Raw genomic sequence first — 22,638 nt, forward strand, 5'->3', positions numbered from 1 at the left:
ATATCGAAATTTTATTTCTATATAACGGAAGTGAATTAACCTACTGGAGATGGATATGGATAATTCCCTAAATGGAAAGACCAGCGGTTGGGATGATGTTAATGATTTGCTGAAATATCATAATAGAGGTAATTATTTAATCATCAATAATAAGCCTTCTTTTGGCGTGGAAGAGGCCGGGAAGCAAATAGCACGTAGTGAACAGACTTGGAATGGTACTCATGTCATCGGCAACGGCGCCACCGTCACTTATTCGTTCCCAGACTGGGATTATAATCAGAGTAATTTAAATTTCCGATTTGGCACTAATAATCAAGATACCGGCCTTAGCGCCTTTACCGCAGAGCAAAAAGCTCAGGCCAAGCTGTCTCTGCAATCCTGGGCTGATGTAGCCAACCTTAAGTTTGTTGAAGTTGCTCCGGATCAAAAATCCAATATTACCTTCGGAAATTATGAGGGTTCTGGCCAGGCTTATGCAATTAAGCCATTCAGTGGGGCGGGTAACGACTATCGTGGGCATAATACCGATGGTCAAAGCTGGTTCAACATCAATTACGATTACGCGGATCCCAGTTATGGGGTTTACGCCAATCTGCACCCAAATCTTGGTAACTATGGTCGCCTGAGCATTACCCATGAACTGGGGCATACGTTGGGACTGGATCATCCCGGTAAATATAATGCGGATGAAAAAAATCCACCCAACTACAGCATGGCGAATTACGCCGAGGACACGCGTCAATTCAGCATAATGAGCTATTGGGATGAGTCATATACCGGTGGTGATAACGGCGGTCATTTTGCCGCCGCGCCGCTGGTTGACGATATTGCCGCTATTCAACATCTGTATGGCGCTAATACCACTACGCGCACCGGGGACACGGTGTACGGGTTCAATTCCAATACCGGGCGGGATTTTTACACGCTGACAGACAGCAACCAGAAGCTGGTGTTTTCTGTCTGGGATGCAGGCGGCAACGACACGCTTGATTTCTCGGGTTATATGCAGAACCAACGCATCAATCTGACGGAGGGATCCTTCTCTGACGTCGGTGGGTTGAAGGGCAACGTTTCCATCGCTCTGGGCACTGTGATTGAAAATGCAGTTGGTGGTTCAGGTAATGATGTGATTGTCGGCAATGATGCGGCGAATATTATCCATGGCGGTGCGGGTAATGACGTTATTTACGGTGGTGGCGGGCAAGATCAGCTATTCGGTGGCACTGGCAAAGATATCTTTGTTTTCTCTGCGGTAAGTGATTCGTCGTTCAAGTCTCCGGATAAGATTATGGATTTTGAAACCGGCATCGACAAAATTGATCTGTCGTTCTTTAATCATGGCGATAAAGGCGCAGATTTTATTCATTTCGTTGACGCTTTTAGCGGTCAGGCGGGGGAGGCATTGCTAACCTATGACTCACAAAGTAATTTAAGCGAGTTGGCGCTAAATATAAATGGCCAGGCTACTCCGGATTTCCTGGTTAATATTGTCGGGCAAGCAAATACTGCCACTGACTTTATTGTTTAAATCAGTCACGGTGGGCTAAGCCCACCGTTTTTTAAGGCCTTTACTCCGGTTTGATTCTATTGCCCGCCTGGTCGGTCACCTTTTCACCGTCTTCTTTGGTGAATGCGGCCTGTTGCGGATCTGAAAGGATTTCCAACACCACTTCGGAAGGGCGGCACAATCGGGTTCCGATGGGGGTGACGACGATGGGGCGGTTGATCAGGATCGGATACTGAAGCATAAATTCAATCAACTCCTCGTCCGTCAATAATCCATTATCAAGGCCAAGCTGCTCATAGGGTTCAACGTTTTTGCGCAGCAACGCACGGACGCTAATTCCCATATCCGCAATGAGTTTAACCAGTTCATCATATGAAGGGGGGGTGTCGAGATAATAAATAATCGTCGGTTCGTTACCGCTGTTGCGGATCATCGCCAGCGTATTGCGTGAGGTGCCGCAGGCCGGGTTGTGGTAGATGACAATGTTGCTCATATCGGTATCTCTTTAGAAAGTAACGGAGAGCCGCAACGCCAGCGCGGCAAGGGTGACAAACAGAACGGGCAGGGTCATGACGATGCCGGTACGGAAGTAATATCCCCAAGTGATCGTCATATTTTTTTGTGAAAGCACATGTAGCCACAGCAGTGTTGCGAGGCTACCAATAGGCGTAATTTTTGGACCTAAATCGCAGCCTATGATATTGGCATAAACCATCGCCTCTTTGATGACACCGGAGGCCGTGCTCCCGTCAATCGACAATGCGCCAATCAGCACGGTAGGCATATTATTCATGATTGACGAAAGTACTGCCGTCAGGAAGCCGGTGCCCAATGTCGCTGCCCATAGGCCATTATTCGCCAGCACATTAAGAACTTCGGAAAGATATTCCGTCAGCCCTGCATTTCTCAGCCCGTAGACCACCAGGTACATCCCCAGCGAGAAGACAACGATCTGCCATGGCGCCCCTCGCAACACTCGCCCGGTATTAATGGCATGACCTCTTTTCGCCACGGTAAACAGGACAACGGCACCCACTGCGGCAATCGCACTGACGGGGATCCCTAATGGTTCAAGAACGAAAAAACCGGTCAGCAGCAGTACGAGGATAATCCAGCCGGCTTTAAACGTTGCCGGGTCTTTAATGGCGCTGGCCGGTGTTTTCAGTAGCGCTACGTTGTAGGTCGCCGGAATGTCCTTGCGAAAAAAGAGATGCAGCATGCCCAGCGTAGCGGCGATAGCGGCAATATCCACGGGGATCATGACCGAAGCATATTGTGTAAAACCGAGCTGGAAAAAGTCAGCAGAGACAATATTGACCAGATTTGAAACGATAAGCGGCAAACTGGCCGTGTCCGCGATGAACCCGGCTGCCATAACGAAGGCCAGCGTTGTTCCTTGGCTGAAACCCAGCGCGAGCAACATAGCAATGACTATTGGCGTCAGGATTAGCGCTGCACCATCGTTGGCGAACAAAGCTGCGACCGTCGCACCCAGCAATATAATCCAGGTGAAAAGCAAACGTCCTCGCCCATTGCCCCAACGAGAAACATGTAGAGCGGCCCACTCAAAGAAGCCCGACTCGTCGAGCAGCAAACTGATAATTATCACTGCGATAAAGGTTGCTGTGGCGTTCCAGACGATATTCCAGACGACAGGAATGTCATTAAGATGGATAACACCACAGGCTAATGCCAGCACGGCACCAATACTTGCACTCCAGCCAATGCCAAGCCCTCTGGGCTGCCAGATGACCAAAACCAGCGTCAGTAAAAAAATACTCCCTGCCAGTAACATGTCAGACTCCATTACATATGATTAAAGTGATGTGTTTCGTATGGATTAACAGGAGGATGTCGCTGATTGTGCCAGCCAGCCGCGAACGTCATCACGCAGGCACTGCCAGGATGCCGTGATGGTTTCTGCCGCCCAGGCAGGGATATGTGGCGAGAGTCGATAGTGGATCCATTTCCCCTCACGACGATCAATGACCAGCCCCGCATTGCGTAAGATCGCCATATGGCGGGATATTTTAGGCTGTGACTCTGAAGTGGCCCCACAGATATCACAAACGCATAGCTCCCCCGATTCTCTGAGAAGCATAATGATGGCCAGTCGAGTTTCATCCGACAAAATTTTGAAAAGCTGAACGGGTTGTAGCATTTTGAACCCCAATGCGCTTAGACTACACATATGATAATTCATATGTGTTGGATTTTAAATCACCGAGTGCGAAATGAGGAACGAAAAAGTGGATAAATTTCCAGTCCTGAACGCTGAGTGCTTTGACAAGCACATTGCCGAGCGTTTGCATCTGCAAGAACCACCACGGATCCTGACTCTGTATGGTTCGGTAAGAGAACGTTCATACAGCCGTTTTGCTGCTGAGGAGGCAGGGCGCCTGCTGACCGCGTTGGGTGCCGAAGTCAAAACCTTTAACCCATCGGGTTTGCCGCTGCCTGACGATGCGCCAGAAACACATCCGAAAGTCGCTGAACTGCGCGAACTGGTCAGGTGGTGTGATGGTATGGTCTGGAGTTCTCCAGAAAGACATGGCGCAATGAGTTCAGTGATGAAAGCCCAGATTGACTGGATCCCGTTAAGCGAAGGCGCTGTCCGCCCATCTCAGGGCAAAACACTGGCGGTGATGCAGGTCTGCGGCGGTTCACAGTCATTTAACGCAGTAAATCAGATGCGCATTCTTGGCCGATGGATGCGGATGTTCACTATTCCCAACCAATCATCAGTGGCGAAAGCCTGGCAGGAGTTCGATGAGCATGGGCGGATGAAACCCTCGTCCTGGTATGATCGCATCGTCGATGTCACTGAAGAGTTATTCAAAGTCACCCTGCTGTTGAAGGGGCATACTGATTATCTCGCAGACAGATACAGCGAGCGGAAAGAAAGCCATCAGGAGCTGTCAGCACGCGTTAATCAGACAAAAATATAACCGGGCTTAATGCCTGAGGCGTAAAATTGCTTCTCTCCAGAGCACTCAGGGGCGAATGATCGCGGCGAAACGCACCCGTCTCTACTGCCTGCACCAGGTCCCAATGGGTGGCGGCAATAAGGCTGGGCATCCGGTGACAGTACCGAGGCGCTGCACCAGTTCCGCGATCATTTCACCCTATATTCAACGTTATGTGACAAACCTGGGGCACGGCTTCGACCTTTTACGCCGGTGCCGCCATCTGTGTGATCACCCTGGTGGGCATGCGTCTGGCACCTGTGGTGTACAAGGGCGCCTGACAGCAGAATAGGTCGTCGCTGCGATAATAAACAGCGTAAATCCAGAGTGCCAACGGGCGGATTCAACCGGTTTGACGATGCTATCTGTTTGATAATCGAAACAACAGTGACCGTCCCTTCAACAGAGAGAATCGCCCATGCACTTTACTCAAGCCATTGCCAGACTCCCTGCCGATAGCTGCGCCAGCGGCCAGACCACCGCCCAATTGGGGGCGCCGGATATTGCCGTCACCGGCCGCCAGTTTTTGGCCTATGTGGACACTTTGCTCCGCCTGGGGTTAAAAGTGACAGTGTTACCGGCTGCCCCGGCATTTCCTGACGCCCACTTTGTTGAAGATACGGCGGTAGTGATGCCGGAGCTGGCGGTGATCACCCATCCGGGGGCGCCAAGCCGCCAGGGTGAAGTGACTACCATTGCGCCGCTGTTCGAAGGGGAACGCCCGGTAGTGCGGATGAGCCAGCGCGGCCATCTTGATGGTGGAGATGTGCTGCTGGTCGATCGCCAGTTTTTTGTCGGCCTGACGTCTCGCACTGATGAGGCCGGTATCGGCGAATTTGCTGCGGCGGTAGAGCCCTATGGCTACCGGGTCACGGCCATTGAGGTGAGCGCCGGGCTGCATTTGAAATCAATCGTCAATTACGTGGGGCGTAATACCCTGTTGCTGACGGAAGACTACCAGCATCATGCTGCCTTTAGCGGTTTTAACAGCATCGTCATTGCGGAAGCGGAGTCCTACGCCGGTAATACGCTGTGGATCAACGATACGCTGCTCACTCCGCAGGGTTACCCGCAAACGCTGGCGCAAATAGAAAAGCTGGGCATGCCCATCGTTCAACTCGACACCAGCGAATTTAAAAAAATGGACGGCGGCTTGACCTGTCTGTCACTGCGTTTCTGATACTTTCTTTCACCGGGGATCTCAGCCATGAAAAAAACATTAGCAGTTTTACTGACCAGTCTGGCATTGGGCGGCCCAGCAGCGGCACAGGCCTTCGACACCATCAGCTTTGGCGTTGACGGTGGCTATCCGCCGTTTGACGTGTTGGCACCCAGCGGTGAGATCACCGGTTTCGATATCGATATTGCCAATGCGTTGTGTACCCAGCTGCATGCCAAATGCGTGTTCGTCAAACAACCCTTTGAAAGCATGATTGCCGCGCTTAACGCCCATAAGTTCGATGCCATTATCGCGTCGTTAACCATTACCGATGAACGCAAGAAAGAGGTCGATTTTACCGACCGTTATTACCGCAGTTCTGCCCAGTTGGTGGCGCGTAAAGGTAGCGCGTTGCTGCCGGATGTCGCCAGCCTGAAAGGCAAAACCGTTGGCGTGCAGACCGGTTCTATTCATGAGGCCTATGCCAAACAGCACTGGGGAGGAAAAGGGGTGAAAATTGTCTCTTACGCCAACCAAGATAATGTCTATCTGGATCTGATGTCCGGGCGCATTAATGCGTCACTGCAGGACAACACTCAGGCCGCCAGCAGCTTTATCGATACCCCGCGCGGGCAGAAATTTGCCTTCGCCGGGCCGGTCATTGAAGACAGCACTATCTCTTCTGACGTTGGCATTGCAGTGGGTAAAGATAATCCGGCGTTGCGCGATGCGCTAAACGGGGCCATCAAGGCGATACGCGCCGACGGGACTTATCAGGCGATCCAGAAAAAATATTTTAGCTTCGACATTTACGGCAACTAATCCGGCTCGGATCCAGTCATCCAGGGGAGGTCATAAATGGTCGCAGAGTATATACCGTTGCTGGCACATGGCGCGTTGCTGTCGCTGTGCGTGATGCTGGTTTCGCTGGCGGTGGCGTTGGCGCTTGGCATGATCAATGCGCTGATCAAACTCTTTGGTCCGCGCTGGCTGCGCTGGGTATCGACGGGTTACACCACGCTAGTGCGCGGCATTCCCGAGTTGGTGATCATGCTGTTGCTGTTCTTTGGTGGCGAAATGCTGGTCAACGGCTTACTTGGCCTGGTGGGATTGGGGCCGCTGCGTTTCAACACCTTCATCTCTGGCGTGCTGGCCATTGGCTTTGTGTTTGGCGCTTACTACACCGAAACTTTTCGCGGCGCCTTTCTTACCGTTGAACGGGGTCAACTCGAGGCGGCAATGGCCTATGGCATGCGGCCGGGCCAGGTGTTTCGCCGCGTGCTGTTGCCACAGATGCTGAGTTTTGCCATTCCCGGTATCAACAACAACTGGCTTGGGCTGATGAAAGCCTCCGCGCTGGTGTCAATTCTCGGGCTGGAAGACATGGTGTGGCTGGCGGAGCAGGCCGGGCGGGCCACGCAAAAGCCTTTCCTGTTCTATTTCCTGGTGGCGTTGATTTATATGGCGATTACCGCCGTCTCAAGTTGGGGCTTTAGCAGGCTGGCACGGCGCTACGCGTTGGCTTCCTCACATTCGGCAGGAGCACGCTGATGAATCTGCAAAATATGCTGGAGGCGGCACCGAGTTTTTTGTGGAGCGACGGTTCCGACGTGACCGGGCTGGCGATGACCGCCAGGCTGTTTTTGCTATCGGTGGTGCCGGGATTACTGCTGGCGGCGTTAATGGCGATCGGCCAGGTCTATGGCCCGCGCCCGTTGTCGTGGATTATCCGCAGCGTGACTTACTTTTTCCGTAGCACGCCACTCTACCTGCAGTTGATGCTGATTTACTACGGCCTGTCACAGTTTGACGTGGTGCAGTTGGGCTGGCAGAACGACCAGCCTTTCTGGTTGCTGTTCCGCGACGCCACTTTCTGCGCCACGCTGGCGTTGGTACTCAATACCAGCGCTTACGTAGCCCAGCTGTTGGCAGGCATGATGGAGACCTTCCCGCGTCAGGAGTGGATTGCCGGTGAAGCCTATGGCATGAGCCAGTGGCAGATCATCCGCCGCCTTGTGCTGCCGGCAACGCTACGCCGCGGCATTCCGGCGCTGAATAACGAGATGGTCTTCCTGCTGCATGCCACCTCGCTGGCCAGTACCGTCACGCTGTTGGATATTACCGGCGTGGCTCGTGCCTTTTATGCCGCCACCTATTCACCCTTTATTCCGTTTCTGATGGCGGCAGCGCTATACCTGCTGTGTACTTTCCTGCTGATCTTCATGTTCTCACGGGCGGAGCGTCGCTGGCTGGCCTTTATCCGCCGCGATTGATGCCGTTCAGGATCGTTTGATCGACTGCAGCTCGGTCAGGGTGACGATTTTATCCACCCGAAACTTTTTGCTGGTCAGCCAGGTATCGGCCAGCAGCCGATAGTTTTCCATACTGCGGCAGCCGATACGCACCAGAAAATCGAAGTTGCCGCTGACCAGCCAACAGTCCAATACCTCAGGGGTATTGCGCATTTCCTGCTCGAACGCCGGTTGGGAGTGGCCGTGGTCGGCCAACGCGATCTGCGCCTGGATCACAAATGCATGTTCCGGCTCCGGCAATTCGATAATGGCGCTGTAGCCTCGAATAATTCCGTCGCGTTCCAGCCCACGAACCCGCTCAAGGCAAGGGCGGGCAGTCAGATTGACCTGCTCGGACAGTTTCTGATACGAAATTCGGCCATCCCGGCACAGTATTTCAAGGATTTTTTTGTCGATGCGATCAAGCCGGGCTTTCTTTTCCACAGATAGGGCGTCCAATGAAAAGTAAACATCATAAGTTACCTGAACATGCCCTGGGTGGGCAGCGCCAATTCACCAGTTTTCATTTCGGCCAGCCGGGTAAAGGCGAAAAAATTCACCTGCATGCCGATGAACTGCCCTGTATGTTGGTGCTGCACTATCTTAAAAGATTGCTCAGCCAGGCGGAACGGCAGCAGATAGTCACCATCGACCATGCCCTTTAGGGTGATAAAGTCGGTGTTTTCCACCCGCACCTAATCCCCCAAAGGCAAAGTAGTCGCGAACCTGATAACGGCACAGCAGGACCACCAGCGCATCGCAGTTCCACAGATTGTGTTCATTGGCCGGTGCCAGCGTATAGTGGCCGAACTTATCTGGTATGAATAATTAATGGCAGTTGTATGTCGTACCTGGCGAATGTCTCTGCGGGAAAGATGGCTTGCCGACCGTCGTCCATGTTAAATTTGACCTTTGCCACTCCGTAGCCCCTGATGACAAAGAGAATTTCATATGGAAAAACGGCTACCTGTGCCAAAGAAGTCAGGGTCTATGCGCACAGCCAAACCACGTCGCCCACACGGACGTTGGGTTTACTATATTCTGCATGAAGATATTCTGTGGCCTTGCCCGGTCAAATGGGAGTGGGAAAGCAGTTTCCACGCCTGGTTGCCGTTTTACTATTCGCCCACTCTGGAATTTGTTGCCGGTAACCCCGCCAAGGCAATAAAAATCGCTAAAACCAAGCGTTAATCATTATTTCGGCTCAAGAATTTCGTTTAACTATGTCGAAAGAAATAATAATTAACTTTCTGTTTTTAAAGAAAACGCCAGACCGCTTGCCCTCAGAGGGGACAGTCACTACATTAACAACTGTACTTCAACTCACCTGAGGAAGGACATCCTATGAAAGCTGCCGTAGTCACCAAAAATCACAGCGTAGATATTCAGGAAAAGCAGCTTCGCCCACTGAAATATGGCGAAGCGGCGCTCAAGATGGAGTGTTGTGGGGTTTGTCATACCGATCTGCACGTCAAAAATGGCGATTTCGGCGAAGTCCCCGGCATCACCCTGGGTCATGAAGGGGTCGGCGTTGTTACTGCCATTGGCGAGGGGGTGACCTCGTTAAAAGTCGGGGACCGTACCAGCGTCGCCTGGTTCTATCAGGGCTGTGGACACTGTGAATACTGCGTCAACGGTAACGAAACCCTGTGCCGCTCGGTCAAAAATGCCGGTTTCAGTGTTGATGGCGGTATGGCCGAAGAGTGCATTGTGGTGGCGGACTATGCGGTCAAGGTGCCTGATGGCCTGGATCCTTTTGCCGCCAGCAGTATCACCTGCGCGGGGGTTACCACCTATAAAGCGGTAAAAATTTCCGACATCAAACCGGGGCAGTGGATCGCGATTTATGGCCTGGGCGGGTTGGGCAACCTGGCGCTGCAGTATGCCAAGAACGTGTTCAACGCCAAAGTGATCGCCATTGACGTTAATCAGGGCCAGTTGGATTTTGCCAAAGAAATTGGCGCGGATCTGGTTATCAATTCAAAAACCGAGAACGCCGAAGAAATTATTCAGCAGAAAGCCGGGGGCGCCCATGCCGCCGTGGTCACTGCGGTAGCCTGCTCAGCCTTTAACTCTGCGGTGAATGCGGTTCGCGCGGGGGGCAAGGTGGTAGCCGTAGGTCTGCCGCCAGAGAGTATGGATCTGAGCATTCCGCGCCTGGTACTGGATGGTATTCAGGTGGTGGGGTCGTTGGTGGGGACTCGGGAAGATCTGAAAGAAGCCTTCCAGTTTGCCGCTGAAGGCAAAGTGACGCCGAAAGTGACCAAAAGACCGCTGGGGGATATCAACGCCATCTTTGAAGAGATGAAGTCCGGCACCATCCGTGGCCGTATGGTTATCGATCTGTCCAACTCTTGATCCTGCCAAAACTAAGGCCACTTTTGGGCCAATGCCGATCACCTTAAGTGACCGGCATTAATTGATAACAGGCCTTCCTGTCACAACAACAAATCAGAACAGCCCGAGCGGTTTGGCATCGTAGCTGACCAACAGGTTTTTCACCTGCTGATAATGCGATAGCGCCACCTTGTGGGTTTCGCGGCCGACGCCGGAGTTTTTATAACCGCCGAAGGCGGCATGCGCCGGGTAGAGATGGTAACAGTTGGTCCACACCCGTCCGGCCTTGATGGTGCGGCCCATGCGGTAAGCGCGGTTGACGTCGCGTGTCCACAGACCGGCACCCAGCCCGAACTCACTGTCGTTGGCCAATGCCAGTGCTTCAGCTTCGTCTTTGAAGGTGGTGACGCCAATCACTGGCCCGAAGATCTCTTCACGGAAGAAACGCATGCTGTTATTACCGGTGATCAGCGTGGGCTGGAGATAGAAACCGCTCTGCAACGTCTGCTGATGGCTGGCACGCTCGCCGCCGGCGATAATTTTCCCACCTTCGTTCTTGGCGATCTCGATATAAGACAGGATCTTGTCGAACTGCTGCTGAGAGGCCTGCGCGCCGATCATGGTGTCGGTATCGAAGGGGTCGCCCTGGCGAATGGTGGTGATGCGCGCCAGCACTTTCTCCATAAATTGTGGGTAGATAGATTCCTGGATCAGGGCGCGTGAAGGGCAGGTACAGACTTCCCCTTGGTTGAAGAAGCCGAGGATCAGGCCTTCAACCGCCTTGTCGATAAACTCCGGTTCGGCCTGCATGATGTCTTCAAAGAAGATATTCGGTGACTTGCCACCTAGCTCGACGGTACTGGGAATGATATTTTCCGCTGCACAGGCGAGGATATGTCGGCCTACCGGGGTGGAGCCGGTAAAGGCAATTTTATCGATGCGCTTGCTGGTCGCCAGTGCCTCACCGGCTTCTTTACCAAAGCCCTGAACCACATTGAGTACCCCTGGTGGCAACAGGTCACCAATCATTTCCAGTAACACACAGATGCTGAGCGGAGTCTGTTCCGCCGGTTTGAGCACCACGCAGTTACCGGCTGCCAGCGCCGGGGCCAGTTTCCAGGCCGCCATCAGCAGCGGGAAGTTCCAGGGGATAATCTGCCCAACCACGCCCAGCGGTTCGTAAATATGGTAGGCGACGGTGTTTTGGTCGATCTCTGCGGCGGTGCCTTCCTGCGCACGCAGACAACCGGCAAAGTAGCGGAAGTGGTCAATCGCCAGTGGGATATCCGCGTTCAGCGTTTCGCGGATCGGCTTCCCGTTGTCCCAGCTTTCGGTCAGCGCCAGTAACTCCAGCTTTGACTCCATACGGTCAGCAATAGCCAGTAACACGCTGGAGCGCTCCTGCACGCTGGCCTTGCCCCAGGTTTCGGCCGCGGCATGGGCGGCGTCCAATGCCAGCTCGATGTCTTTCGCGTCGGAGCGTGGAAACTCGGCCACCATCTGGCCGGTTATCGGGGAGGTGTCGGTGAAATAGTTGCCTGAAACGGGGGCGACAAATTTACCGTCAATGTAATTGCCATAACGTTGCTTGAATGAAAGCAGCGAGCCAGGTAAACCGGGATGAACGTATTTCATGTAAACACCTCTTATGGGAACAGACTGTGTAGGGTTGACGCCTGACTGAGTGACGCCATCATCGTAATCCTAAGCATTGCCTGTGCCACATTGCGGCGATGACCGAAGCGTAAAAACAAAAAATGATTCATATCAGTAGGTTGAATATTAAAAAACGCTTTCAGTAGCAATAAAACCGAGGACTTACTCTCCATTTCTATTATTTTTTGTGTTCCATGTCGCAACGCATGCGACACATTCATGATACAAAAATGCAACACTTTATTGGCGGGAGTTGGGGATGTTGCATAAAGACCAGACCACCCAAGCCGGGTTTGCCTCTGAGCGCGATAACCAGTCTGCATCCAGCCCACTGTCAGAATCCTGGCTACGCAGCCAAGGTTATGGCCTTAACCGGGCCGATGATTTGGTTCCTTTTATCCGGCCGACTTTGCTTAATGAAGTGCGTGGGCAAAATGGCTGGGTGGCACAGTTGGCGCAGCCGCTGATCGAGCGTCTGGGCGGCGAAATTAACCGACAACCCTCAATAGTGGTGATCTCTGATGCCAAGGGGCTGGTGCTGGAAACCTGCGGCAATAGCCATTTTTTGCGTAAGGCGTCGCGTATCTCGTTGGCACCGGGCAATTTATGGGGCGAGCAGGAGCGTGGCACTAACGCAATAGGTACCGCGCTGGCGCTCGGTGCTTTGTGCGAGGTCAATGGCGACGAGCATTTTCTTAATCAGAACACCGGGCTTTACTGCGCGGCAGCGCCAATTTATCGGCCAGACGGCCTGATTGCCGGCGTGCTGGACATTTCTACGCCGGCGCAACGCCCTTTTGATAACGCACGATCTCTGATTTTGCAGGCTGTCAGGCACATAGAGCATCAGTGGGTAATGGGGTGCGTCACCGCTCAACACTGGACGCTGCGCCTGCACAGCGATGCGCGAATGCTCGGCAGCGCCCATGAGCTGCTACTGGTGTTTCGTGATGAGATCCTCACCGCCGCCAACCGGCTGGCAATGCAAGAGTTCAATCTTACCGCAGCCTGTTTTGGCACTCTGGATTTTGCCAGCCTGTTCCCGGAAATGCAGCGGCAAACGCTGAACGCGCCACGTCAAACGCTGGCAGTTAATAATCGCCATTATTATTCGCAGTTGCAGATGCCTAAACTGCATTCGCAGACGTTCCGGCCGCTGCTGTCTCCCATTGATCGTGACGGTGCGGACAGACAAAAAGCATTACGTATTTTAAATGCTGGGCTAGCGCTGTGCATTAGCGGGGAAACCGGCTGCGGCAAAGAGTACTTTAGCCAGCGATTGTTTGAGGAAAGTCACCGGCGGCAGGGTAATTTCGTGGCGATCAACTGTGCTGCCTTGCCCGAGAACCTGATCGAATCCGAGCTTTTTGGCTATGCACCCGGCGCTTTTACCGGCGCCAACCCCAAAGGGTACCTCGGCAAGATCAGAGAGGCCGATGGCGGCGTATTGTTCCTGGATGAAATCGGTGATATGCCATTGAGTTTACAGACCCGGCTGCTGAGGGTGCTACAGGAAAAAACGGTCACGCCGCTCGGCAGCCGTATCAGCTATGCCGTCGACTTTTCGTTGATCTGCGCCACCCATCAGGATTTGGCGCAGCAGGTGGCTGCGGGGGCGTTCCGTGAGGATTTGATGTATCGGATCCAGGAGTTTAATCTGCGCATTTTACCGCTTCGTCAGCGAGCGCATGTCGATGGTTTTATCCTTAATCTGTGGCGTGAATTGGGTGCCGAGTCTAGGAGTCTCCGGCTGGCGCCGGAGACCGTCGCGGCACTGGCTCGCTATCCGTGGCCCGGCAACGTTCGGCAGTTGTTGAGCACGCTGAAGGTGCTGTTGGCCCTGGCGGATGATGGCGAGCTGATTACGCCTGACGCATTGCCCGAACAGTTTGGCGTCTTATCGACCGCCCCTGGCTCCCGCGCTGCGCCGCAGGAGATGCTGGACGCTATCCGTCACGCTAATGGCAATATCAGCCTGGCGGCGAAACGGCTGGGGGTTTCACGCAGTACGCTTTATCGCAAAATAGAGAAAAGCCGGGGGCGGACAGTACAATGACTGCCCAAAAGCCAAGGCCCATTTAAGGGGCCTTGGACGGAGTGTTATTTGTCGCCTAATCCCAGTGGGTTAATTTCAGAATGTTCGATTTTCTCGTCGCTTTCTGCCCAACGATCCAACACCTTCAGGTAGCTGCCATTGGCGATAGCGCTATTGAGCGAAGCCTGCACCGCATCCACCAGACCATTGCCTTTTTTCACCGTAACGGCAATGTTGGCGCTGCGTGGCCAGCCGCCCGGCACAATGCCGACCAAGGTAGTTTTACCGTTCAATTTTGCCTGATAAGCCCCAGAGACGTTCGGTCCAAAGGTTGCGTCAGCCCGGCCGGACTGAATGGCCAGTGTGGCGGCCGCCTTGTCGGTCACGTAGATCGGTTGTAGGGCAGGTAGCCCTTTGGCCTGATTCTCTTTATCCCAGGCCAGCAACACGGCTTCCTGATTGGTGCCGGAATCGACGATAATCTTCTTGCCGGCAATATCCGGGGCCGATTTTATCGAGGTGATTTTGCTGCCGGTTTTGACGTAGAACCCCAGCGTATCCTGGCGATAAGTGGCGAAGTCAAACTTGGTTTTACGCTCCTGGGTGACGGTAATATTATAAATCGCCGCGTCGTATTTACCTGACGTGACCCCCAGGGGCCAGTCTTCCCACGAGGTGGGTACCAGCTTGAGTTTCAGCCCCAGGCCATCGGCCACCAAGCGGGCAATATCCGACTCACTGCCAATCACCGTTTTATTATCACGGGCGTATAGCCCAAACGGTGGGCCACTGCCCAGTATCGATACGGCCACGGTTAGCGTGCCTGGTTCGACAAATTTAAACCCGGCCGGGATCCTGGCCGCCGCTTCAGGGCTTTTTTGCGTATGGATCGGCGTTTCGTTGGCAACCAGGTCAATGCCCGATGCGGCATGGGACAGGGCAGAAAGACTAAGGAGTGCCACCGCTACGGTGAGTTTTGCGCTATACATCATTATTATTACCTGCATTATTAGGTGGTTGGGGCGGTCGACTCACTATCCTTTATGCCGCTAAATCTGTGAACGAACAAAATTGGCTAACCAATTTTAGAAATGTCAGGTTGCAGGATGGCTTGGCGGGGGCTGGTCATTGAGTGTTTGAAGAGGAAATAATGCTGCAATAAAAAAACCGACCGCCGGCAGCATTGCCGGGCGGTCGGTTAGGGGGGATTACTGAGTGTCAGCGCTTATCTTTTCTTCAACCGCCATCGGGGCCTGAAAGCCTTTGAGCCGTAGTGCGTTGCCGAGCACGAAGACGCTGGAGAGCGCCATCGCCGCGGCGGCGAAGATCGGTGAAAGTAATGTGCCGTTCAGCGGGTAGAGCGCGCCGGCCGCTACCGGGATCAGCACCACGTTGTAGGCGAAGGCCCAGAACAGGTTCTGCTTGATGTTACGGATGGTCGCCTGGCTGAGCGCAATGGCATTGGGGACGCCGCGCAGGTCGCCCGACATGAGCACCACGTCAGCGGCCTCAATGGCCACATCGGTTCCGGTGCCGATGGCCAGGCCAACGTCGGCTTCGGCGAGTGCCGGTGCATCGTTGATACCATCGCCCACAAAGGCCACCCGGGCACCGCCGCTGCGAAATTTCTTCAGCGCTGCGACCTTGCCGTCGGGCAGAACCTCGGCGGCGACTTCATCAATTCCCAGCTGTTTGGCGATCGCCGCAGCGGTAGCCGTGTTGTCGCCGGTGATCATCGCCACCTTAAGGCCAAGCGCATGCAGCGCCTTGATTGCTTCTGGCGTACTTTCCTTGATCGGGTCAGCGACCGCTATCACCGCCGCCAGACGGCCGTCGATGGCCGCATAAAGTGGGCTTTTACCCTGTTCACCCAGACGCTTAGCGGACTGTTGGAAGCTGCTAACGTCAAGGCCGAGCTGGGTCATAAAGCGGTCTGCACCGACTGCGACGGTGCGCCCAGCGACGCTGGCAGAGACGCCGAAGCCCGGTGTGGCATCAAAGCTTTCTATCGCGGCGAGCGTCATGTTCTGCTGCCTGGCTGCCGCCACAATCGCTTCGGCGATCGGGTGTTCGGAGCGAGTTTCCACCGCCGCCACCAGAGCCAGAACCTCCTCGTATTCAAAGCCTTCGGCGGGCACCAGATCGGTCAGTTCAGGACGACCTTTGGTCAGGGTACCTGTCTTGTCGAGGGCAATAACACTGACATCGCGCAGTGCCTGCAGGGCTTCACCCTTGCGGAACAACACGCCAAGTTCGGCGGCGCGGCCAGTCCCGACCATAATGGAGGTTGGCGTAGCCAATCCCATGGCGCAAGGACAGGCGATAATCAACACCGCCACCGCATTAATCAGCGCAAAGGTCAGGGCCGGGGACGGGCCAAACACCAGCCAAACCAGGAAGGTCAGCGCGGCGGCGGCCATTACTGCCGGCACGAACCACATGGTGACCTTGTCAACCAGCGCCTGGATCGGCAGTTTGGAACCCTGAGCCTCCTCGACCAGACGAATAATCTGCGCGAGCACCGTATTGGCACCGATTTTGGTAACGCGGAAACTGAAAGCCCCGGTTTTGTTGATGGTGCCACCGACAACAGCGGCGCCCATGCTTTTTTGTACCGGCACCGGTTCACCGGTGATCATGCTCTCGTCTACGTAAGAGGTTCCTTCGACGACTTCGCCGTCAACCGGCACCTTTTCGCCAGGACGAACCAGCACGATGTCACCGAGGGTTACCTGATCGAGCGGGATTTCGATGGTTTCGCCATTACGCTCGACGCGGGCTGTCTTGGCCTGCAGGCCGACCAGCCGCTTGATGGCCTGTGAGGTCCGCCCCTTGGCGCGAGCCTCTAAAGTCCGGCCAAGCAGGATCAGGGTAACGATGACCGCAGCAGCTTCATAATAGACGTTGGCGGTCCCCTGCGGCAGCACCTCGGGAATAAAAGTCGTCACCACCGAATAGCCGTACGCCGCCACCGTGCCGACCGACACCAGCGAGTTCATGTCGGGAGCGCCACGCAACAGCGCCGGGATCCCTTTGCGGAAGAAACGCAGCCCCGGCCCAAACAGCACCAGGGTGGTGAGAACAAATTGCAAATACCAGCTGGTTTGTTCACCCAGCACGCCTAGCACCCAGTGATGCATGGCGGGGATCAGGTGCGACCCCATCTCGAGAATGAACACCGGCAAGGTGAGGATGGCGGCAATAAGTAACGAGCGCCGTAATCCACGGGCCTCATGCTCACGTCGCTCGGTATCCTGATCTTCTGTGCTGGCAGTGGCGGTGGACAGGCGGCGTGGTCGGTAGCCTGCTTTTTCAACTACGGCCTCAAGGTCTGTAATAGAGACGACACCGGCGAGGTGACGCACCCGCGCACGCTCGGTCGCCAGATTGACATTGGCCTCAAGCACGCCGGGTATTTGGTTCAGTGCTTTTTCTACCCGGCCGACGCAGGACGCACAGGTCATTTCTTCTATTGCCAGCTCGGTGGTCTCTTCACGCACGTTATATCCGGCGTTCTCAATGGCGCGAACCGCCGCCTGCGGGTCAGCCGCGCCGCTGAAGGTGAGATCGGCGCGTTCGGTGGCCAGATTGACCGAAGCGCTATCCACACCGGGTACGGTCTTCAGCGCACGTTCGACACGGCCTACGCACGAAGCGCAGGTCATGCCATCGACCGGCAGGCTCAGTCGGGTGACCTGAGACATTGTCGGGGTGGAGTCGGGTTTGAGAGAAACGGAAGTCATTGAGCTGTCCCTTTATGCTGTCTGTTGGTGGAAAGCTTAAAGCTTCCCACCACGGGAAGGTCAAGCGGTTATTTTGGAGGAGGGGTTCTTTAACAACATACTGAGCGCAAGGGGCGCCTCAACGGCCTGGCTAAAAAGAAAACCCTGGCCCAAATGATATCCGGAGTTGCGCAGCGTTTGCCGCTGCTGTTCGGTTTCAATCCCTTCGGCAATGATATCGATGGATAACTTTTGCCCCAGAATACCCATACTTTCGACAATGCCCAAAATAGCTGCTTCGTTGTTCATGCGGCGGATAAAGTCGCGATCGAGTTTTATGCAGTCCAGTGGGTAGTTCATCAGGTGGGTTAAGGAAGAGTGCCCGGTACCAAAATCATCTAGCGCAATTCGGATCCCCATTTCCTTGAGCATTTGCAAAGCCCGCAGCACATACTTCGAACCGTGCTTATTGAAGGCGTGCTCGGTCACTTCCAGCTCAATCAGATGGTGAGGGATGTTAAACATCTGCAAGCGCTGCAGGAATGTTTCGGCGTAGCTATCGCGTAAAAATTCGATAGGGGAAGCATTCAGTGACACTGGCAAAACTTCGGCGCCAGAAGCAAGCCAGGCCGAGATATCGGCAAACACCTTCATCTGCATGGCTTCGCCGATTTTGGTTGCCAATTCGTAGTCGTTAAACGCTTCGCAGACGCTATCCGGCGTCTGGATGCTGTTTTGCGGGCAACACCAGCGCAGCAGGGCCTCAAAGCCGACAAGGGTACCGGTTGCCAGATTGACCTTGGGCTGATAGCTGGGGCGGATCTGGTTGTGACGCACAATCTGACGGGCGTGATTAAGCTGTGTCGCACGTTCCCTGGCTTTATCCATCATCTGCGGATTAAACATATAAACGCCGCCACGGCCACCGTCTTTGAGTTCGTACAGGGCGGTATCGGCACATTTCATCAATTCTGACGCGTCACGGGCATCCTGCGGGTAGAGGGCTCCGCCAATACTCATGCCACAATGAAGCGCTTTACCGCCATAGGTGACCGGTGTTTCAAGCTGCAGCAGAAAGTTATTAGCGATTTTGAAAATATCCTGCTCGTTTTCTACATCGCTGATCACTACGGCAAACTCATCGCCACCCAATCGGGAGACGAATGAGTTAGGGTTTAAATCAGTCTTGAGTCGCCGGGCTAGTACACGCAACAGATGATCGCCGGCATCATGCCCCTGGGTGTCGTTCACCAGCTTAAAGTGGTCGAGATCCAGCAAAATCAGCCCAAGCGATTTATTATTGGCCAGCGAGCGTTTCATTTCCTGTTTTAATCTTTTCTTGAATAACCGCCGGTTGGGCAGACCGGTCAGTTCGTCATATTCACTGGCGATCAGTAAGCGTTTTTCAGCTATCCGTTGAGAGGTGACATCGCGCGAAACGCACAATATATTTTGTATCCGGGAGTCCTTGTCGATCACCGGAGTGAGGATATTATCCCAATGCTGCAATCTGCCATCCGGGGTGGCGCTAAGGCCGGCGAATCTGGCATTTCTCCCGCTTAACACCTTACGTAGCGCTTTTTTGCCACGCTGGCGAACTTCGGGCTGTAACAGACTCAACCAGGGCATGCCAAACTGCTGCCGGTTCTCATCTACGCCCAAAGCGATGCTGCCCGCTTTGTTCATATGCAGCAATGAGCCGTCATTATTAATCACTTTGATACAGTCGACGCTGGCATCAAGCATGTTTTTCTGCGCCGCCAGCTTTTCGGCAATGATTTGTTTTTCCAGCATTTGCTGATGGATATCGGTACAGCTGAGAAACCAATGATTCTGTGAGGATTTTGGGGCTTTTCTAACGCCGAACGACAGTAAAAACCAACGATACTCACCACTGCAATGGCGCAGACGGGCCTGATAAACGAACGAGGTGATGGAGGTTACCGACTGTTGCCACAACGAATCGATGTGCGCATAGTCATCCGGATGCAGCACTTTCAACCAGCAGGCGTCCTGGTTATCAAATGAAGCAAGGCCGGTATATTCACACCATAACCTATTGAAATGTCCCCCGAGGCTATTACCTACGCCAATGAGATTCGGCAAGCCGTCAAATATTTCATTAGCCATATCAACAGGATGATTACCATCACTGCGCTCGGGTAAAACACTCATTTGTCATTTCCTCTGAAAACCGCTCGGCATCCACGTCAAAAATATTTTTTGCCAGCGGAAATCATTATGTAGCCTGGCCTGTGCAATAAAAAACCACCAGAAAGAATGAGATATAATCCTGAGTAACACATTAGGAATACTCTCGTATTTATGTTTTTAACTCATCCAATTTTCTCCGAGTGTTCTCACTGTTAAATATCATTAAAACCGTTATATCGGCGGATATAAAAAAGCCCCCGTGATTTAGCGGGGGCTGGTGTAATGATAACTTATGGGAGGATTTATTTATCAAGCGCATAAGCGATGACGTAGTCGCCGCGGTCTGGCGACTGGCGTGCGCCACCGGCGGAGATCACAACGTATTGTTTGCCGGTGACCGGCGAAACATAGCTCATTGGCGTGCCGCCGCTGCCGACAGGCAAACGTGCTTTCCAGACTTCTTCGCCGGTGGAAGAATCAAATGCTCGCAGGTAGTAATCCTGAGTGCCCGCAATGAACACCAGGCCGCCCTGAGTGGCTAGCGTGCCGCCCAGCGTTGGCATGCCCACCGGCATTGGTGCGCGCATTTTGATGCCGAATGGCCCGGTATCCTGCACCGTACCAGCCGGGACTTGCCACACTACTTTCTGCGTTTTCAGATCGATAGCGGACAGGGTGCCGAAAGGCGGTTTCTGGCATGGAATGCCCAGCGGTGACATAAAGCGGTTCTTGTTCACGCCGTAAGGGGTTCCTTTCAGCGGCACGGCCCCCATCCCGGCGTTGACCGACTCACCGCCGTTGCTGGCTGGCGCGTTTGCATCGGTTTTCTGCGGGATCATCTGTACCCACAGGCCCAGACGCATATCATTGGCAAAGATATAGTGGTTGTTGGGATCGGTCGACAGACCACCCCAGTTCATGCCACCCAGCGAACCGGGGAAGCTGAGCGAGATATCGGTGTCTGGGGCGGTGAACAGCCCGTCATAACGCATCGATTTAAAGCTGATACGACACATCAGTTGATCGAACGGCGTTGCCCCCCACATGTCGGATTCGGTGAGTTTCTGATTGCCGATCTGCGGCATGCCGACAGAGAAGGGTTGAGTGTCCGAGTATTGCTCGCCAGGGATGGTGCGGGTTTTCACCGGCAGCTCTTTAACTTCGGTCAAGGGTTTACCGGTATGGCGATCCAACACGAAGAGCTGCCCGGTTTTGGCACCAATCACCAGCGCCGGTTTGCTGGTGCCATCCTTCATTGGGAAATCGATCAGGCTCGGCTGCATGGGCAGATCGAAGTCCCACAGGTCGTTATGAACGGTCTGATAAACCCATTTTTCTTTACCGCTGGTGGCATCCAGCGCCAGGATAGAGGCACCGTATTTGTGATCCAGTGCGTTGCGATTAGCGCCCCACAGGTCAACCGAAGAGCTGCCCATTGGCAGGAACACGGTATTCATTGCCGGATCGTAGGACATTGGCGCCCAGGAGTTCGGCGTGCTGCGCACGAAGGTCTGCCCCGGTTTCAAAGCTGAATTTGGATCTTGATTACCCGGGTCAAACGCCCAGCGCATTTCACCTGTGATCACGTCGAAACCACGCAGTACGCCACCAGGCATATCGGTTTGCACGTTGTCGGCTACGCGGCCGCCGACCACGATAGTGGTACCGGCCAGTGTAGGGGCAGAGGTCAGTTGGTATTTGGGATCTGCAGCATCCCCCAGACCGGCCTTAAGATCAACCACACCCTGATGGCCAAAGTTCTGACAGAACTCGCCGTTATCGGCGTTGATCGCCACCAGGCGCGCATCGATGGTGTTCATCAGAATACGGCGTTGGCAATTGTCACCGGCCGCCAGAGTAGCAGGGATGGCTGGGGTTGAACCCGGCACCGTCGGTGCCGGTATTGGCTTGGTGACATCAAAGTAGGCCAGACCGCGACAACGGTTCCAGACCTGAGATTTCGCGTTGATCTCACGCTTCCAAATTTCTTTACCGTTGTCGGCATCGACGGCGATGACATTATTATGCGGCGTACACAGGAAGACGCGGCTACCGACTTGCAGAGGCGTTTGTTGATCTTCTGCACCATTGCCGTCCGGGCTTAGTGGGGTATCGCCGGTATGGAAGGTCCAGGCGACTTTCAGCTCTTTCACATTGTCGCGGGTAATTTGGTCCAGGGCCACGAAGCGGCTGCCACCTGGGGTGTTGCCGTAGTTGTCCCAGTCTTTTTGCTGTTTGGCTTTATCTACCGGGATCAACGGTAAGGGTTTTCCGCTGAAAGCGACGGTAGGGTGTGGCTGGAACATCTGCACAAAGGTACCAACCATGCACACCGCCAGTACCGCGCTGAGCAGGTAGGACAATTTCGCCAGCGGTGCCTTGCCTTCCGATTTACGCAGTGTCGGCCAACTGAGCAAGGCCAGTAGCGTCAAACCGGCAGGGACCATTAAGCGTGAAACCAGTGGCCAGAAATCGAAACCGGCATCGTACACCGACCAAATCAGCGTGCCGATAAACACCAGCAGGAACAGCGCCACCGCTGAAGATTTACGGCGGAAGAATTGCACCGCACAAAGCAGGGTGACGATACCGGCAATCAGGAAGTAGCTGCTGCCCCCTAACGAGGCCAGTTTGCCACCGGCAATGGTAAAGAATAAGCCGACCAGAGTAAGGATTATTCCCAATAAACAACACCATAGTTTAATTTTTATACCCGGACGGGTATTTGATTCAGGCATGGCTGATAGACTCCAGGATAATGTTTTTCTTCATGTTTACCTCGATGACCACGATCAGCGTCCTCCCGATCAA

The 22,638-nt window shown here is 54.0% G+C and carries 18 protein-coding genes and 2 pseudogenes; 11 read left to right on the top strand and 9 right to left on the bottom strand.

Annotated features, from left to right (window positions below):
- Positions 1-55 precede the first annotated feature (55 nt).
- A complete protein-coding gene (locus ACUTQ5_RS12695; RefSeq protein WP_445651539.1) occupies positions 56-1,528 on the top strand; it encodes a serralysin family metalloprotease in 1,473 nt (490 codons plus the stop codon).
- Between the two features lie 40 nt (positions 1,529-1,568).
- On the opposite strand, the gene arsC is transcribed toward ACUTQ5_RS12695, so the two are convergent.
- From arsC to ACUTQ5_RS12710, 3 genes are read right to left on the bottom strand one after another with little or no spacing between them, the layout of a single operon-like run.
- Entirely contained in the window at positions 1,569-2,000 is a 432-nt protein-coding gene (gene arsC, locus ACUTQ5_RS12700) for a glutaredoxin-dependent arsenate reductase (protein WP_445651540.1), read from the bottom strand.
- Between the two features lie 12 nt (positions 2,001-2,012).
- The gene (locus ACUTQ5_RS12705; protein ID WP_445651541.1) at positions 2,013-3,302 is read right to left on the bottom strand and encodes an arsenic transporter; all 1,290 of its coding nucleotides are present in this window, start codon (positions 3,300-3,302) and stop codon (positions 2,013-2,015) included.
- Between the two features lie 45 nt (positions 3,303-3,347).
- Positions 3,348-3,668 carry a transcriptional regulator gene (locus ACUTQ5_RS12710; RefSeq protein ID WP_445651542.1) on the bottom strand — a complete coding sequence of 107 codons (321 nt, stop codon included), beginning with the start codon at positions 3,666-3,668 and terminating at the stop codon, positions 3,348-3,350.
- Positions 3,669-3,756: 88 nt separating this feature from the next.
- Here ACUTQ5_RS12710 and arsH point away from each other — a divergent pair, with 88 nt between their 5' ends.
- From arsH to ACUTQ5_RS12740, 6 genes and pseudogenes are all read left to right on the top strand, one after another.
- A complete protein-coding gene (gene arsH, locus ACUTQ5_RS12715) occupies positions 3,757-4,455 on the top strand; it encodes an arsenical resistance protein ArsH (RefSeq protein WP_445651543.1) in 699 nt (232 codons plus the stop codon).
- A gap of 197 nt (positions 4,456-4,652) precedes the next feature.
- A pseudogene (locus ACUTQ5_RS12720) lies at positions 4,653-4,754 on the top strand (hypothetical protein); the annotation flags it as partial.
- Positions 4,755-4,891: 137 nt separating this feature from the next.
- Positions 4,892-5,653: a dimethylarginine dimethylaminohydrolase family protein gene (locus ACUTQ5_RS12725; RefSeq protein ID WP_445651544.1), complete on the top strand. Its 762-nt coding sequence runs from the start codon at positions 4,892-4,894 to the stop codon at positions 5,651-5,653.
- 27 nt (positions 5,654-5,680) lie between these two features.
- Positions 5,681-6,454 (top strand): ABC transporter substrate-binding protein, encoded by a 774-nt coding sequence (locus ACUTQ5_RS12730; RefSeq protein WP_261094860.1) that lies wholly within the window; start codon positions 5,681-5,683, stop codon positions 6,452-6,454.
- 36 nt (positions 6,455-6,490) lie between these two features.
- Positions 6,491-7,183, top strand: coding sequence for an ABC transporter permease (locus ACUTQ5_RS12735; RefSeq protein WP_445651545.1), 693 nt, complete (start codon positions 6,491-6,493; stop codon positions 7,181-7,183).
- On the top strand, positions 7,183-7,905 hold the full coding sequence (locus ACUTQ5_RS12740; protein WP_135316531.1) for an ABC transporter permease: 723 nt from the start codon (positions 7,183-7,185) through the stop codon (positions 7,903-7,905). Before ACUTQ5_RS12735 ends, ACUTQ5_RS12740 begins: the two co-directional genes overlap by 1 nt.
- 6 nt (positions 7,906-7,911) lie before the next feature.
- Here ACUTQ5_RS12740 and ACUTQ5_RS12745 read toward each other — a convergent pair whose 3' ends face one another.
- The gene (locus ACUTQ5_RS12745; protein ID WP_085116755.1) at positions 7,912-8,367 is read right to left on the bottom strand and encodes an Lrp/AsnC family transcriptional regulator; all 456 of its coding nucleotides are present in this window, start codon (positions 8,365-8,367) and stop codon (positions 7,912-7,914) included.
- Positions 8,368-8,381: 14 nt separating this feature from the next.
- On the opposite strand from ACUTQ5_RS12745, the pseudogene ACUTQ5_RS12750 reads away from it, so the two are divergent.
- The 3 genes and pseudogenes from ACUTQ5_RS12750 to adhP all read left to right on the top strand — a co-directional run.
- A pseudogene (locus ACUTQ5_RS12750) lies at positions 8,382-8,558 on the top strand (succinylglutamate desuccinylase/aspartoacylase family protein); the annotation flags it as partial.
- A gap of 355 nt (positions 8,559-8,913) precedes the next feature.
- Positions 8,914-9,114, top strand: coding sequence for a hypothetical protein (locus ACUTQ5_RS12755; RefSeq protein ID WP_445651546.1), 201 nt, complete (start codon positions 8,914-8,916; stop codon positions 9,112-9,114).
- A gap of 153 nt (positions 9,115-9,267) precedes the next feature.
- A complete protein-coding gene (gene adhP / locus ACUTQ5_RS12760; RefSeq protein WP_445651547.1) occupies positions 9,268-10,281 on the top strand; it encodes an alcohol dehydrogenase AdhP in 1,014 nt (337 codons plus the stop codon).
- Between the two features lie 93 nt (positions 10,282-10,374).
- On the opposite strand, the gene exaC is transcribed toward adhP, so the two are convergent.
- On the bottom strand, positions 10,375-11,895 hold the full coding sequence (gene exaC / locus ACUTQ5_RS12765) for an acetaldehyde dehydrogenase ExaC (protein WP_445651548.1): 1,521 nt from the start codon (positions 11,893-11,895) through the stop codon (positions 10,375-10,377).
- Between the two features lie 280 nt (positions 11,896-12,175).
- On the opposite strand from exaC, the gene ACUTQ5_RS12770 reads away from it, so the two are divergent.
- The gene (locus ACUTQ5_RS12770; protein WP_445651549.1) at positions 12,176-13,972 is read left to right on the top strand and encodes a sigma-54-dependent Fis family transcriptional regulator; all 1,797 of its coding nucleotides are present in this window, start codon (positions 12,176-12,178) and stop codon (positions 13,970-13,972) included.
- A 44-nt stretch (positions 13,973-14,016) separates the two neighbouring features.
- Here the strand turns inward: ACUTQ5_RS12770 and ACUTQ5_RS12775 are convergent, their stop codons facing one another.
- From ACUTQ5_RS12775 to ACUTQ5_RS12790, 4 genes are all read right to left on the bottom strand, one after another.
- Positions 14,017-14,943, bottom strand: a complete 927-nt coding sequence (locus tag ACUTQ5_RS12775; RefSeq protein WP_445651550.1) for an ABC transporter substrate-binding protein — start codon at positions 14,941-14,943, stop codon at positions 14,017-14,019.
- Between the two features lie 216 nt (positions 14,944-15,159).
- The gene (locus ACUTQ5_RS12780) at positions 15,160-17,694 is read right to left on the bottom strand and encodes a heavy metal translocating P-type ATPase (protein WP_445651551.1); all 2,535 of its coding nucleotides are present in this window, start codon (positions 17,692-17,694) and stop codon (positions 15,160-15,162) included.
- 60 nt (positions 17,695-17,754) lie between these two features.
- Positions 17,755-19,848, bottom strand: a complete 2,094-nt coding sequence (locus tag ACUTQ5_RS12785) for a bifunctional diguanylate cyclase/phosphodiesterase (RefSeq protein ID WP_445651552.1) — start codon at positions 19,846-19,848, stop codon at positions 17,755-17,757.
- 281 nt (positions 19,849-20,129) lie between these two features.
- The gene (locus ACUTQ5_RS12790) at positions 20,130-22,565 is read right to left on the bottom strand and encodes a glucose/quinate/shikimate family membrane-bound PQQ-dependent dehydrogenase (RefSeq protein WP_445651553.1); all 2,436 of its coding nucleotides are present in this window, start codon (positions 22,563-22,565) and stop codon (positions 20,130-20,132) included.
- Positions 22,566-22,638 lie beyond the last annotated feature (73 nt).

Source organism: Serratia sp. NA_112.1, from assembly GCF_052691715.1.

Coding starts and splice junctions, on each gene's coding strand:
- ACUTQ5_RS12755 (WP_445651546.1), top strand. CDS start 8,914: ATGCGCACAGCCAAACCACGTCGCCCACACGGACGTTGGGTTTACTAT.
- ACUTQ5_RS12710 (WP_445651542.1), bottom strand. CDS start 3,668: ATGCTACAACCCGTTCAGCTTTTCAAAATTTTGTCGGATGAAACTCGA.
- ACUTQ5_RS12780 (WP_445651551.1), bottom strand. CDS start 17,694: ATGACTTCCGTTTCTCTCAAACCCGACTCCACCCCGACAATGTCTCAG.
- arsC (WP_445651540.1), bottom strand. CDS start 2,000: ATGAGCAACATTGTCATCTACCACAACCCGGCCTGCGGCACCTCACGC.
- ACUTQ5_RS12740 (WP_135316531.1), top strand. CDS start 7,183: ATGAATCTGCAAAATATGCTGGAGGCGGCACCGAGTTTTTTGTGGAGC.
- exaC (WP_445651548.1), bottom strand. CDS start 11,895: ATGAAATACGTTCATCCCGGTTTACCTGGCTCGCTGCTTTCATTCAAG.
- adhP (WP_445651547.1), top strand. CDS start 9,268: ATGAAAGCTGCCGTAGTCACCAAAAATCACAGCGTAGATATTCAGGAA.
- ACUTQ5_RS12790 (WP_445651553.1), bottom strand. CDS start 22,565: ATGCCTGAATCAAATACCCGTCCGGGTATAAAAATTAAACTATGGTGT.
- ACUTQ5_RS12730 (WP_261094860.1), top strand. CDS start 5,681: ATGAAAAAAACATTAGCAGTTTTACTGACCAGTCTGGCATTGGGCGGC.
- ACUTQ5_RS12705 (WP_445651541.1), bottom strand. CDS start 3,302: ATGTTACTGGCAGGGAGTATTTTTTTACTGACGCTGGTTTTGGTCATC.
- ACUTQ5_RS12735 (WP_445651545.1), top strand. CDS start 6,491: ATGGTCGCAGAGTATATACCGTTGCTGGCACATGGCGCGTTGCTGTCG.
- ACUTQ5_RS12725 (WP_445651544.1), top strand. CDS start 4,892: ATGCACTTTACTCAAGCCATTGCCAGACTCCCTGCCGATAGCTGCGCC.
- ACUTQ5_RS12770 (WP_445651549.1), top strand. CDS start 12,176: ATGTTGCATAAAGACCAGACCACCCAAGCCGGGTTTGCCTCTGAGCGC.
- ACUTQ5_RS12775 (WP_445651550.1), bottom strand. CDS start 14,943: ATGATGTATAGCGCAAAACTCACCGTAGCGGTGGCACTCCTTAGTCTT.
- ACUTQ5_RS12695 (WP_445651539.1), top strand. CDS start 56: ATGGATAATTCCCTAAATGGAAAGACCAGCGGTTGGGATGATGTTAAT.
- ACUTQ5_RS12785 (WP_445651552.1), bottom strand. CDS start 19,848: ATGAGTGTTTTACCCGAGCGCAGTGATGGTAATCATCCTGTTGATATG.